Annotated in this window: 11 protein-coding genes; 3 read left to right on the top strand and 8 right to left on the bottom strand. The window is 63.5% G+C overall.

Going from position 1 to position 12,555, the window contains the following annotated elements:
• Positions 1-110 precede the first annotated feature (110 nt).
• Complete coding sequence (locus J3485_RS24245; RefSeq protein WP_206956871.1) at positions 111-1,058, bottom strand: LysR family transcriptional regulator; 948 nt, start codon at positions 1,056-1,058, stop codon at positions 111-113.
• A 195-nt stretch (positions 1,059-1,253) separates the two neighbouring features.
• Here J3485_RS24245 and J3485_RS24240 point away from each other — a divergent pair, with 195 nt between their 5' ends.
• Positions 1,254-2,234, top strand: a complete 981-nt coding sequence (locus tag J3485_RS24240) for a zinc-dependent alcohol dehydrogenase family protein (protein WP_242538912.1) — start codon at positions 1,254-1,256, stop codon at positions 2,232-2,234.
• A gap of 68 nt (positions 2,235-2,302) precedes the next feature.
• Here the strand turns inward: J3485_RS24240 and J3485_RS24235 are convergent, their stop codons facing one another.
• Both J3485_RS24235 and J3485_RS24230 read right to left on the bottom strand, forming a co-directional pair.
• Positions 2,303-2,893, bottom strand: a complete 591-nt coding sequence (locus tag J3485_RS24235; protein ID WP_206956869.1) for a nucleotidyltransferase family protein — start codon at positions 2,891-2,893, stop codon at positions 2,303-2,305.
• A 200-nt stretch (positions 2,894-3,093) separates the two neighbouring features.
• Positions 3,094-4,386, bottom strand: a complete 1,293-nt coding sequence (locus tag J3485_RS24230) for an aspartate carbamoyltransferase (RefSeq protein WP_206956868.1) — start codon at positions 4,384-4,386, stop codon at positions 3,094-3,096.
• A 350-nt stretch (positions 4,387-4,736) separates the two neighbouring features.
• Here J3485_RS24230 and dapA point away from each other — a divergent pair, with 350 nt between their 5' ends.
• Positions 4,737-5,594 (top strand): 4-hydroxy-tetrahydrodipicolinate synthase, encoded by an 858-nt coding sequence (gene dapA, locus J3485_RS24225; RefSeq protein ID WP_206956867.1) that lies wholly within the window; start codon positions 4,737-4,739, stop codon positions 5,592-5,594.
• Positions 5,595-5,611: 17 nt separating this feature from the next.
• Here dapA and J3485_RS24220 read toward each other — a convergent pair whose 3' ends face one another.
• The 4 genes from J3485_RS24220 to J3485_RS24205 form a co-directional block, all read right to left on the bottom strand.
• Positions 5,612-7,357, bottom strand: coding sequence for a tetratricopeptide repeat protein (locus tag J3485_RS24220; protein ID WP_206956866.1), 1,746 nt, complete (start codon positions 7,355-7,357; stop codon positions 5,612-5,614).
• A 157-nt stretch (positions 7,358-7,514) separates the two neighbouring features.
• Positions 7,515-8,273, bottom strand: coding sequence for an SDR family oxidoreductase (locus J3485_RS24215; RefSeq protein WP_206956865.1), 759 nt, complete (start codon positions 8,271-8,273; stop codon positions 7,515-7,517).
• Positions 8,274-8,289: 16 nt separating this feature from the next.
• Positions 8,290-9,348, bottom strand: a complete 1,059-nt coding sequence (locus J3485_RS24210; RefSeq protein ID WP_206956864.1) for an alkene reductase — start codon at positions 9,346-9,348, stop codon at positions 8,290-8,292.
• Between the two features lie 101 nt (positions 9,349-9,449).
• Positions 9,450-9,752 carry an ArsR/SmtB family transcription factor gene (locus J3485_RS24205; RefSeq protein ID WP_206956863.1) on the bottom strand — a complete coding sequence of 101 codons (303 nt, stop codon included), beginning with the start codon at positions 9,750-9,752 and terminating at the stop codon, positions 9,450-9,452.
• Between the two features lie 443 nt (positions 9,753-10,195).
• Here J3485_RS24205 and J3485_RS24200 point away from each other — a divergent pair, with 443 nt between their 5' ends.
• On the top strand, positions 10,196-11,323 hold the full coding sequence (locus J3485_RS24200; RefSeq protein ID WP_206956862.1) for a porin: 1,128 nt from the start codon (positions 10,196-10,198) through the stop codon (positions 11,321-11,323).
• 77 nt (positions 11,324-11,400) lie between these two features.
• Here the strand turns inward: J3485_RS24200 and J3485_RS24195 are convergent, their stop codons facing one another.
• Complete coding sequence (locus J3485_RS24195; protein WP_206956861.1) at positions 11,401-12,417, bottom strand: ABC transporter substrate-binding protein; 1,017 nt, start codon at positions 12,415-12,417, stop codon at positions 11,401-11,403.
• Between the last annotated feature and the right edge of the window lie 138 nt (positions 12,418-12,555).

The raw sequence follows: 12,555 nt of genomic DNA, 5'->3' as shown, positions 1-12,555 counted from the left end.
GGGGCCGCGCGCGTCATTTTGGGGCGCTTCTGACGGCAGTATTTCCCGGCGCGAAGGTCGAAGCAGGCAAGCATGCGCCGTGCCCGCGGCCGGGTTCAAGGCGCTGCGGCCTACACGTTCACCTTCGATCGCCCGCCCTGCGGTTCCGCGCCGGTTGCCAATAAGGCAGGCAATCGCGCGGCGAGCATATCGATCGCCAGGCGAACGCGGGTCGGCAGATGGCGCGTCCGTCGCCAAGCGAGATGGACATCGATCCGCGGCCCGGGCGTGTCCGCCAAAAGTCGCACGAGCGATCCGCCCCGCACGTCGTTTGCAACGAGCCAGCACGGCAAGCGCGCGATGCCCGCGCCGGCCTTGACGGCGGCCACGATCGTTTCCAGATCGTCGAATCGAAGCCGGTGCTTCATCGCGATCGTGCGCATCGAAGCCGTCTGGTCGGACAGCGGCCATGCGGCGTCACGCCGGCCGGCGGCATAGAGCACGCCGTGGTGGCCTTCCAATTCGGCCACTGTTTCGGGCGTGCCGTGGCGTGCCAGATAGTCGGGACTGGCGCACAGCGTCATCGTCTGCTCGCCGAGCTTGCGCGCGACGAGATCGGCCGGCGCGCGGCGCAACGATCCGCTGCGCACGACGAGGTCGACGTTTTCGTCGACGAGATCGACTACCCGATCGGTAAAGCTCATCTGCAATTCGAGCTTCGGATACCGCGAGGCCAACTCGAGCAGAACGGGGGCAACGCAGCGCCGGCCGAACAATACCGGCGCGCTGACGTGCAGGCGGCCTTGCGGTGAGAGACGCGCCGCGCTCAGGGCGGCCTCCCCCGCGTCGAGTTCGGCCAGCGCGCGCACGCAGCGGTCGTAAAACGCCTGGCCATCCGCCGTCAGCGTTTGGCGGCGTGTCGTGCGCAAGAAAAGTCGCGTTCCGAGGCGCTCTTCCAGCCGCGCGATGCTCTTGCCCACCGCCGAGCGCGTGAGGCGAAGCCGATCGGCGGCCAGCGCGAAGCTGCCCGCTTCGACCGCTTGAACGAACACGGAGATACCTGTTAAACGATCCGTCATGATGTTCGTCGTCCTTCTTGCATTCGAGTCGTATCGATTTCGATTGATTCCATGAAGTCTACAATCAAATGAAAAATCGCCGCCACTGAGGACGTTCAATCGCCATTAAGCTGTTCTTCATCGATCAATTGATCATTGAGGGGTACGAAAATGGCGCCATCGACGATGGAGAAGTGGACGGTAACGAGCCCGGGTATGCAACATCTGACACTCGAGACCGTGCCGATGCCGGTGCCCGGCGAGCATGAAGTGCTCGTGCGGGTCGATGCGGTTTCACTGAATTATCGCGACATCGGCGCGATCAAGGGCGAAGAATCGGGGGCGGGCATGCCGTTTCCATTGACGCCCGGATCGGATCTCGCCGGCAGTGTTGTCGCGATGGGGCCACGCGTGACGCGTTTTCGCGAAGGAGACGCAGTGCTCGGTACGTTCTGGGCCGGGTGGATCGACGGCGATTGGCCCCTCGGTGCACGCGTGCTCGGCGGTTCGCTGCCCGGCGTGCTTGCGCAATACGTCGTGCTTCACGAGGACTGGCTCGTGCGCGCGCCGAGAACGCTCGATGCCGTGCAGGCCAGCACGCTGCCGTGCGCCGGGCTAACGGCATGGTTTGCGCTCGTCGAGAAAGGCGGCTTGCGGGCGGGGCAAACGGTGCTCGTGCAGGGTACGGGCGGGGTGGCGCTGTTTGGGTTGCAATTGGCGCGAGCGCATGGCGCGCAAGTGATCGTGACATCAGGCAGCGACGAGAAGCGGCGCCGCGTGCGCGAACTCGGCGCGTCGCACGTGATCGATCGCATAGCCGCAGCAAAGTGGGATGTTGAAGCACGCGAGTACACGGGCGGCCGTGGCGTCGATCACATCTTCGAACTCGTCGGCGGCGACAATCTCGGCACCTCGCTGCGCGCGCTTCGACAAGGCGGCCGCATCTCGCTGATCGGCGTGCTCGGGGACTATGCGATGACGTTTCCGAGCGTCCCTTCGTTTTTGACGCGGCCCGTGATTCAAGGGATCGGCGTGGGCCATCGGCGTGCGTTGGAGGAACTCGTACGCGCGGTCGACGCGGTGGAACTCAAGCCTGTCGTCGACGAACACTACGGGTTTGAGCAATTGCCCGAAGCGCTAGCCCATCTCGAACGCGGGGCGTTCGGCAAGGTCGTCGTCAAGGTGAGCGGGGCATGATCGAATGCGCTGCTTCGCATCGCGCTGCATGACGAAGCGCAGCGCTGATGCTTATGCTGAAGTGAACGCTATCGTTGAAGATGCAAATCGGCATGCGTGTCGACGTCGGCCAGCACACCCGCGTCGTCGACTTCGATCGACGTGACGGCGGCCGCTTCGAGTAAGCCGCGCGCGCCGACGTCGCCGTCGAGCGACGATAGCGCGTCGCGATGCATCGAGCCGAATCCGACCGGGTGTCCACGCCGCCCGCGATAGACCGGCGCGACGATCGAAGCGCCCGCGTCGACGCCGCGTGCGATTGCTTCGATCGTCGAAGGGCTGATCCACGGCATGTCGGCGAGCGCGACGATCCAGCCTTCGGCATCTTCCGTGGCACGAATGCCGGCAGCGAGGCTCGCCCCCATTCCGCGCTCCGCGTCCGTCGAAAAGATCACGTCGCAGCCCGCCGCGTTGAGCGCATGGGCGAGGCCCTCGGCGCCGGGCCGTACGATCGCGGTGACATGCGGGAGGATCGTCAGCAATGCGCGTGCGGCGGCACAGGCGACAGGCGTGCCGTCGGGAAGCGGCGCCAGCAGCTTGTTTTGCAAACCGGTGGGATCGAAGCGCGTACCGCGGCCGGCGGCAAGCAGCAGCGCCGTGGTGGACGAGGCGTAGGTCATGGTGGCGGCTCGAGCGGCGATGCGAAGCGTATGAGGGTGCGATCAAACAAGGCGATCAAGCCCAATGCCTGGGCGCAGCGTGCGGGACGAGTCACCCGCCAGAGCGTTATAGCAGGTCGGTGGAAATCTGCCGATATGCGCGGCGACATTGTATGAACAATGGCGTTTCGGACTCCTAATCGAATCACCGCGCGTGAACGTCAATCGATGCCGTGGAAGAGCGCATCGTCCGGCCCGAGGTAGGCGGGTGCACGCCATGTCGCGTCGCGCATCGAATGTTGCACGAGGTGGTCGACGCCGAGCAGCACGGCGAAGATGGCCATGCGAACTGGAATGCCGTTATCGGTTTGCCTGAAAATCGCGAGCCTCGGATCGTGGTTCAGATCGGTGCTGAGATCGTTCGCGCCGGGACGGCTGTCGCGCGGCAGCGGGTGCATGATCAGCGTGTCGCGCCCGCAGGTTGCATTCGCCAGCGCCTGGTTGATCTGAAAGTCGGGGGTGTAGCCTTCGAACGATTCGTCGGTGAAGCGCTCCTTTTGAATGCGCGTGGCGTAGACCACGTCGGCGCCGCGCAGGCCCTCGGCCAGATCGCTCGATTGTTCGACGACATGACCGTTACGCGAGATCTGCTCGACGATATACGCGGGCATTTCGAGCATGGGCGGCGAGATCAGCGTGAATTTGATGCCGCGATACAGCGCGAGCAGTTTCACGAGCGAATGCACGGTGCGGCCGTACTTGAGATCGCCGACGAGGGCGATATGCGCGCCATCGACAATCTTGCCGAGCCGGGAGAACTCGCGTTGGATCGTGTAGAGATCGAGCAACGCTTGGCTTGGGTGCTCGCCGGGGCCGTCGCCGCCGTTGATGACGGGCAGGTTCGTCGCGCGTGCGAATTCGGCGACCGATCCTTGTTCGGGATGCCGAACGACGAGCGCGTCGACGTATCCGCTCATGACGCGGCTCGTGTCGTAAATCGATTCGCCCTTCGCCATCGACGAGAACGTGAAGCCCGTCGTATCGCAGACGGACCCGCCGAGACGGCAGAACGCCGCGCCGAACGAGACGCGCGTTCGGGTGCTCGCTTCGAAGAACAGATTGCCGAGCACGGCGCCTTCCAGCACGCGGGAGATCTTCTGCCGGCGCGCGATCGGTTGCATGACGTCCGCGACGCGAAAGAGCGCTTCCACCGATTCGCGCGAGAACTGATCGACCGATAGCAGTTGCGGTTTGCCTTCGAACAGCATCTGACTGGCTAGCGATGAGGTATCTACGCGATGCGTATATCCGTCTTCGCGCGCGCTGTTGAGGACGATTTCGGAGACGAAGCGCCCGACGATTTCGGGCATCGAGCGCGACTCCTGCGAATCGTCGGGCAACAGCCACGTATCGAGGGCGCGGCGGCTCACGCCGATGCGATTCGCGAATGCATCGCGCGTCATATTCATGCGGCGCATCGCGTCGCGCAGAAAGGCTTGCTGGGGGACGGTCATCGGCAGTCTCGGTATGTTGATATGCGCGATGCGTATATTACGTCGTCCGAAGTGGAAGTCAAGGAATGAGAGAGAAAATGTTGGCCGCCGCCGCGGCGAGCCTGTACACTGCGCCGAATGGAAACGATCCCCGTTTATTTCGTGCTGGTTGCCGCAGCCCGTGATCTGCATCTCGCATGCAGCGGGGCCGTGGCGCTTGCCGTTTCCAAAGCGAAAAAACAGTCGCACGTCTGACCGGTGCGCTGTGCCGTCGGACTTGCGACGGTGCAGCGACACAAGCGTCTCTTCTTTGCCCAGCCTGCCCGGCGCCTTCCCTCGGTTTTGATTCGGTCACGTTACGAGGTGAAGTCATGTCTATTTTTTCCGGTATTTGGATTCCGCTCGTCACGCCGTTTCAGGCGGGGGTGGTCGATCATCGCGCGCTTGCGGCACTCGTTGCCCGCTATCGCGATGCGGGCGTGGCCGGTTTTGCTGCGCTCGGTACGACGGGCGAGCCCGCGGCGCTATCGCACGAGGAACAAGATGCCGTGCTTGCGACGATTCTGCGAGCGGCGGAGGGTTTGCCTGTCATCGCGGGTGTAGCCGGCAACCAAGCCGTCGCGTTGCGCGAGCGCGTGTTGCGACTCAACGATGAGCCGATCGCGGGTGTGCTCGTTTGCGCGCCGTATTACATTCGGCCGTCGCAAGCGGGGCTCGTCGATCATTTTTCGACGTTGGCCGACGCAAGCGCGAAGCCCATCGTTCTTTATGACATTCCCTACCGCACCGGCGTGCGGATCGAACTCGATACGCTGCTGACGCTGGCGGCTCATCCTCGCATCGAAGCGATCAAGGATTGCTCGGGTGTGCCGGAGACGACGTTGGCGCTGATTCTCGACGGGCGGCTTGCCGTGCTGGCGGGCAATGACGACGCGATGTTTTCATCGCTATGCATGGGCGGCGCGGGTGCGATCTCGGCGGCCGCCCACGTGCGCACGGAGCATTTCGTTGCGATGTATCGAGCGCTCGCCCGCGGTGACTTGGCGCAAGGGCGTGCGATCTATCGCGAGTTGGCGCCGTTGCTGCGCGCGTTGGTATCCGAGCCGAACCCGGCGCCGGTGAAGGCTGCGCTCGCGGTGCAAGGGTGGATCGCGAACGAATTGCGGGCGCCGATGATGCCCGCGAGCGAGGCGCTTACCCGGGAGTTGGTTGCGTTCGCAGCAGATTGAGCGTCGCGTATCACCGATCAACGCGATGCTTCGCTCGCCCGCGTTTTCACGAGCGAGCTCAAGGCACGCGCGATCGCCTCGATCACGCTGTCCCAATCGCCGAGCGCAGGTTGCCTGAACAGCCGCGCGCTCGGATACCAGGGGCTGTCTTCGCGCCCGAGCATCCAGCGCCAACATGTGTCCAGCCGGTTCAAGATCCACACCGGCTTGTTCATCGCGCCGGCCAGGTGGGCCGTCGAGGTATCGACGGAAATCACGAGATCGAGGTTGTCGACGAGCGCGGCCGTATCGGCGAAGTCGGTCAACGCCTCCGTCCAGTCGATCACGCGCCTACTCGCTTCGTTGTGTTCGCGCATCGCACCGAGTTGCTGCTCGGCTTTTGCGCCCTTTTGCAGGCTGAAGAATTGCACGCCGGGTACCTCGATGATCGGTGCGAAGCGATCGACGCTCATCGACCTGCGTGCGTCGTTCTTTCGCAACTCCGGCACGTGCGGGCGATGACCGCCGGCCCAGACGAGGCCCACTTTGAGCGCGCTTCGCGGCACGGCTTGCTCGATGCGGGTGCGCCAATGCGCCGATGCTTGCGCTTGCGCGAACAGATACGGCGTATCGGCAGGCACCGTCGTGACCACCGTCCGGAGGGCGAGCGGCAAACTCAAAAGCGGGCAATGGTAGTCGAACGCAGGTAGCGCCTCGCCGGCCGTCGCGAGTTCGGCAACGCCTTCGAGATTCGTGAGCAAGCGCGCGAGCTCGGGTTGAACTTCGAGCACGACATGCGCGCCCAATCGCGCGACGAGCGCCGCATAGCGGCAGAATTGCAGTGTATCGCCGAGGCCTTGCTCCGCATGAAGAAGGATCTTCTTTCCTGTGAGCGGCGTATCGCCGAGCCACAGCGGGGCATCGAACGCGCGACGGCTCGGCGCAATGCGTCTGCGCCGCCAGCGCCATTCGTATTCGGCGAAGCCGGCGGCGAGATCGCCCATCTGCAATAGGCAAAGCGCACGATTCCAATGCGTCTCGGCAGACTCGGGCTCGAGGGCGAGCGCACGTTCGTAGCAGGCGAGCGCATCGGCATGCCGATTCATGTCGACGAAGGTCAGCCCGAGGTTGTTCCAGGCATCGGCGAATTGGGACGATGCAGCCAAAGCTCGCTCGTAACTGGCCTGCGCATCGAGCGGGCGATTGAGATCGGACAACGCGTTGGCACGATTGCTCCATGCCTCGGCATAACCGGGGCGCAGCGCGATCGCTCGATCGCAACTGGCGACGGCGGCATCGGCCAGGCCCAGGTCGCGTAGCGCGCAACTGCGGTTGCTCCACGCTTCGGGAAATTCGGGCTTGGCGGCGAGCGCTTTCTCGAAACCCGCGAGTGCTTCCTCGGGGCGATCCAGGCCCGCGAGTGCGACGCCTCGGTTGTTCAACGCATCGACGAAACCATTCTTGAGCGCGATCGCGCGATTTGCCTCTGCTAGGGCCCTATCGTGACGGCCGATCGCGTTGAGGGCAAACGAGAGGTTCGAGTGCACGGCAGCTTGGCGAGGATCGATCTCCAGCGCGCGCTCGAGCAATGCGATGCCTTCTTCGTATCGGCGCGATTGCAGCGACAAGGCGCCCAGCAATTGCAGCGCATCGAAGTGGCGCGGACGTAGGGCGAGGATCTCGCGGTAGACGGTTTCCGCTTCGGCGAGCGCGCCGTTTTGCTGAAGCTCGACGGCTTCGCGAAGCAGGGTATCGATATGGCGCGGGCTGCCGGGCTTGCTCATGGATAGACGTGGGGCGGAACGGGACGCCGCGCAGGCGGCCGATCGAGCGATGCCGATCGGCCGCGCGGTGGCGGATAAATGCCCCGATTATCGCCGATGCGCGTGGCCTGAGCGATGCCTGTCGATTTGCCGGTCGACTGGCTCGTGCATGCGCACGCTACAGCGAGCGGACGTCCGCGGTAGGTGTTTCACCGAACGCGTCGGACAGCAGGTAGCCGGCGAACGTATCCGCGGCGTCCTCGGGCGACGCCAATTGCCCCGTGCGCTTCATCTCGGCGAATCGCTCGCGCAGGGGGAAACGCGCCTCGTCGATGCCGCGGATCTCGCCTTGCATGTCCGTATCGACCACGCCCGGCGCCACGCTGGCGACACGCAATCCTGGTTCGCCATCGAGTGCCGCTGCGCGCGCGTGATGGTCGAGCGCTGCCTTCGTGGCGCAATAGATGTTCCATCCCGCGTATGGATTGCGCGCCGCACCGCTCGATACATGCGCGATGCGCCGATCGGGCACATCGGCCGTGGCGGCCGAGAACGCGCTCGACAACATCAGCGGCGCCGTAACGTTCAGCGTGACGGCACGCGCGACGTCGGCCGGCGGCTGCACGGCGCATGGACCTATCGGCCCGACCGTTCCCGCGTTGTTGATGAGCAGCGCGCGGTCAGCGCCGTGCAGGAACGCGGCCAGCGTGTCGCCGGACAGCCATTGCGCGAGCCGTTCGCTGTCGGATAGATCGAGCTCGACCTCGACGAACGAGCCCGGCAGCGGCGGTGCATCGGCAACGGGCGCTCGATTCGACCGTGCGAGACCGAGCACGTCGATGCCGCGCGTGAGCAGTGCATCGACGAGTGCCGCGCCGAGGCCGCGCGTGTGCCCGGTGACGATCGCCTTGGTGACGAGGTGCGATGTGGCAGTCATATTGAATCGAGCAGGATCAAGCCGTTTCGAGCGTCGGATAGTCGACGTAGCCTTCGGGCCCCGCGCTGTAATACGTCTCGGGGTTCGGTTTGTTCAGCGGCGTGTCGCGCTTGAAGCGCGTCGGCAGATCGGGGTTCGCGATGAATAATTGGCCCCATGCGACCGCATCGGCTTCGCCTGCGTCGAGCGTCTGCTGTGCCGTGTCTTTCGTGAATTTTTCGTTCGCGATGTAGACACCGCCGAACGTGTGCTTCAGCAGCGGCCCGAGGCGGTTGTCGCCGAGCGATTCGCGTGCGCAGATGAAGGCAACGCGGCGCTCGCCGAGTTCGCGTGCGACGTAACCGAACGTTTGCGCGGGGCTCGAATCGCCCATCGTATGTGCATCGCCGCGCGGCGCGAGATGAACGCCGACGCGTCCCGCACCCCACACCGCGATACATTCGTCGACGACTTCGAGCAAGAGACGCGCGCGGTTTTCGATGGGGCCGCCATATGCGTCGGTGCGGCGGTTCGTGCTGTCTTGCAGGAATTGGTCGAGCAGATAACCATTCGCACCGTGGACTTCGACGCCGTCGAAGCCGGCAGCCTTCGCATTCTCCGCGCCCTTACGGAAGGCGGCAACGACGTGGTGGATCTCTTCGAGTTCGAGCGCGCGCGGCGTGACGAACGGCCGCTGCGGGCGCACGAGGCTCACGTGACCGTTCGGCGCGATCGCGCTCGGGGCGACGGGGAGTGCGCCGTTCAGAAAGATCGGATCGGATACGCGGCCGACGTGCCACAGTTGCAGGAAGATGCGGCCGCCCGCTGCATGCACGGCATCGGTCACGATCTTCCATCCCGCCACCTGTTCATCCGACCAGATGCCGGGCGTGGCGGCATAGCCGACGCCTTGCGGCGTCACCGACGTTGCTTCGCTGAGAATCAGGCCGGCCGATGCGCGATCGGCGTAGTACTTCGCCATCAACGCGTTCGGCAGACGCTCCTCGCCCGCGCGTTGTCGCGTGAGCGGAGCCATGATGATGCGGTTCGGCAATGTCAGGTCGCCGGCGACGAGCGGATCGAACAAAGTGGGCATGGCAAGCTTTCCTTATGTGCGCGGCGCAGAACGTGCCGCGGGGCTGTGCAAACGTGAACGCAACATGGGGCCGCGTGCGAACGGTCAGGCGTGTTCGTGCCTTATAGTTCGTCGCGCAGCGATGCGAGAAACGCTTGAATGACGGTTTCGTTTCGCTTGAAAAAGCTCCACTGGCCCACCCGCTTCGCCGTCACGAGCCCCGCGCTCTGCAACGTGGCGAGGTGGGCCGACACCGTCGACTGCGATAGGCCGCAGCGCACGTTGATCTGCCCGGCGCACACGCCGCAATCGAGCGGCAACTCTTGCTCGGGGAAGTAGACGCTCGGCTCCTTGAGCCACGCGAGAATCTCGCGCCGCACGGGATTGGCGAGTGCCTTGTGGATGGCGTCGATGTCGATCGTCATTGCAAGCGGTTCGGACGATCGGGCTTCACGCAGGATGCGTGAAGCAGGTTCAGGCCAAGATCGTCGTTGTCAGAATCATATATCGCTTTTTGACGATATATGTAAAGACCTCGTCGGCTAAGGGGGCGATAGTGATGGGCAATGTGAGAATGCCCCCATTTCGACGTGGCACCGATGCAACAAGCCTCCCCCAAATGTCGGGGCGAAAGACCCCTATTGCTTTCCGGCAAGCTCTATGCGTCCCGGCCAATTGTTACCAACGTTAACCGTTCGCTCAAACGACAGGCCGCTTTTCTCAATGGACCGTCGGTTAGGCATTCGCAACACTGCGCTCGTCACTCGGTAAAAAGAACGAGGACACGTGACCCACCACCGGAACGGCGATCGTCTCCGGCTCGCGACTACAGTGGATCGCGGAACGCTATATTGGAGACAGTGAACAGATGAAATACAAGACCGCCATATGCGCCTGCGCGGCGCTGATGAGCACTGCACCGGCGTGGGCAGGGGACAGCTTAAATTTGGGATCGATCCAAGGGGGGAGTTCAGTCACGTTATACGGCTTGATCGATCAGGGGGTGGAGTTCGTCAATCACGTGGCCACGGGCAAAACGACTTCCGATGCGTTCCGCGAAGGTTCGGGAACGGCGACTTCCTTCTTCGGATTGCGCGGACAAGAGGATCTGGGTGGCGGCCTGCACACCATATTCGACTTGCAAGGCGGCTTTGCGCCGAGCAACGGCACGTCGCTCCAGGGCGGGCGCATGTTCGGGCGGCAGGCCTACGTCGGCCTCGACGGAAAATACGGTCGATTGACGTTCGGGCGCCAATACACCATGCGCTTCTATGCCGTGCACATCGCCAATCCGTTCGGAACGGGAGCGCAAGGCCTGACGACGATGGACAACGGGATTGCGAACGCGCGTGCCGATAATGCCGTCAGCTATCGCGTCGCGCTCGGCGGGCTCGAAGCCGGCGTGAACTACAGTTTCGGCCGCGATGCCGTTGCCGGCAACAGTTCGGTCGCCACGGATTGCCCGGGCGAAACGGTCCCGTCCAACGAATGCAGAGAATACTCGACGCTGCTTCATTACGAGGGGCACGGGTGGGGTGTTGCCACCTCGTATGAGCGCAATTACGGCGGCACCTCGGCGACGTGGGGCGGTCTCACTTCGCCGAAACTGACCGACAGCCGGTTCATCGTGGGCGGCTACTTCAAGTTTCGCGGCGCTAAATTCGGGGGAGGTTGGATCAAGCGCGACGACGAAGGCATCGCTACGCCGAAGAGCAATTTGGTTTGGGTGACAGGCACCGTGCCCGTGACTCACTTTTTCTTCGTCGACGCGATGGTGGCCGACATCAAATACGAGAATTCGCCGAACAAGGCCATGGCGCTCGTATTGCGCGGCACCTACGCGCTGTCCAAGCGCACGATGCTCTATGTGACCGGCGAACACATGCAGAACGGCGGCAACCTCGCGTTTTCGGCGACGAACGATACGCCCGTCGTAGCGCCTCCGGCCGGTGGCGCGCAGATTTCCCTCATCGCGGGTATTCGGCACACGTTCTAAATCGGCGTCTCGATGCGACTTCGGCGGGGAGGGCATGGCCTTCCCCGCCGAATTTCTTTTAGCGGAGCATCAATCGGTTAGCCGAGCAACTTCGCCGCGGCGTTCGCCGCCGACATGTCGGCCACCGCGGCGACGGGTTGCTTCCGCTTCAAGCTGCCCACGCCGATGTACATGTCCTGCAGATAACCGATGTCGGCGTCGGTCAGCGAAAGATCTTTGGAATAGGGCTTTTGTTGCTGATTGAAATGCCAGATCGCGCGCGCCGAGGCCTCGTCGAATTTCTTTTGGGCGTGCTTGCGCGCTTCGAAGAAGGCATCATGCGACGCCGGCGACATCAAGTATTCGTAGAGCGCCCCATAGGCGGCCATGACCGCAACCATGCCCTCGTGCTTCTGCGCGAGCGCGGAATCGGCCGCATAGGCCGTCTGGAAAGTGCAATGCGGAAGTGCTTCCCACATGTCGGCCTCATGGAGCACCACCAGAGCGCCGTCGTCGTTCAGATGCGAGATGCTCGCGCAGCATGCATCGGCTTCGCCTTTGACGACCGCTTCATAACACTGCTCGTTGCCGCCCTTGTCGACGAAATTGATTTGCGCGGCATCGATGCCTTTCACTTTCATGAGTTGCAGCATCAGCGTATGCAGCAGACCCAATCGCGGACCGACCGCCACCGTCTTGCCCTTCAGATCGGCGAGCGTTTGGATCGCATCGGGCTTCGCGTAAACCGTCAGTGCGCACTTTTTCATCCCGGCACCGACGATCTTGACCTTGGCGCCTTGCTCGATGCGCGATAGCACCCTGTCGTAACCCGACACCATGCACAGGTCCGCCGCGCCGGCCGCGATGGCGTCGAAGGGACCGGCGATACCGGGGGCCTCGATGATTTGCGCATTGACCCCGTATTGCTTGAAATAGCCGCGTTCATCCATTAGCGCGTTCAACGTGGCGTTCTCCAGCCCCGGGTTGCTGACGATTCTGATTTGCGTGGAAGCGGCCCGCGCGATAAACGGCATGAGGAGGCTTCCCGCGGCGAGGCTGAGCCCAAGCAGCCCGGTGCCGCGCAAGAAGCGCCGGCGGGTGAAGGTTTGATTCATCGTCAGTCTCCGTGGCCGGTCGAGCCGGCGAGTTGTAGTAGATGAAAGGCGCGCGGCGGCGATGTACGTTCGATTCGCTCGGGTTCGCGCATGGCTGCGGAGAGGATACGTTCGGGTACGTGCATGATGCTGAGCATG

This window comes from Trinickia acidisoli (assembly GCF_017315725.1).
GTDB lineage: Bacteria > Pseudomonadota > Gammaproteobacteria > Burkholderiales > Burkholderiaceae > Trinickia > Trinickia acidisoli.
Note: the sequence above shows the minus strand (reverse complement) of the source record. Positions and strands in the feature narration are given on the sequence as shown.

Coding starts and splice junctions, on each gene's coding strand:
- J3485_RS24210 (WP_206956864.1), bottom strand. CDS start 9,348: ATGCCCACTTTGTTCGATCCGCTCGTCGCCGGCGACCTGACATTGCCG.
- J3485_RS24200 (WP_206956862.1), top strand. CDS start 10,196: ATGAAATACAAGACCGCCATATGCGCCTGCGCGGCGCTGATGAGCACT.
- J3485_RS24235 (WP_206956869.1), bottom strand. CDS start 2,893: ATGACCTACGCCTCGTCCACCACGGCGCTGCTGCTTGCCGCCGGCCGC.
- J3485_RS24220 (WP_206956866.1), bottom strand. CDS start 7,357: ATGAGCAAGCCCGGCAGCCCGCGCCATATCGATACCCTGCTTCGCGAA.
- J3485_RS24240 (WP_242538912.1), top strand. CDS start 1,254: ATGCAACATCTGACACTCGAGACCGTGCCGATGCCGGTGCCCGGCGAG.
- J3485_RS24215 (WP_206956865.1), bottom strand. CDS start 8,273: ATGACTGCCACATCGCACCTCGTCACCAAGGCGATCGTCACCGGGCAC.
- dapA (WP_206956867.1), top strand. CDS start 4,737: ATGTCTATTTTTTCCGGTATTTGGATTCCGCTCGTCACGCCGTTTCAG.
- J3485_RS24245 (WP_206956871.1), bottom strand. CDS start 1,058: ATGACGGATCGTTTAACAGGTATCTCCGTGTTCGTTCAAGCGGTCGAA.
- J3485_RS24230 (WP_206956868.1), bottom strand. CDS start 4,386: ATGACCGTCCCCCAGCAAGCCTTTCTGCGCGACGCGATGCGCCGCATG.
- J3485_RS24205 (WP_206956863.1), bottom strand. CDS start 9,752: ATGACGATCGACATCGACGCCATCCACAAGGCACTCGCCAATCCCGTG.
- J3485_RS24195 (WP_206956861.1), bottom strand. CDS start 12,417: ATGAATCAAACCTTCACCCGCCGGCGCTTCTTGCGCGGCACCGGGCTG.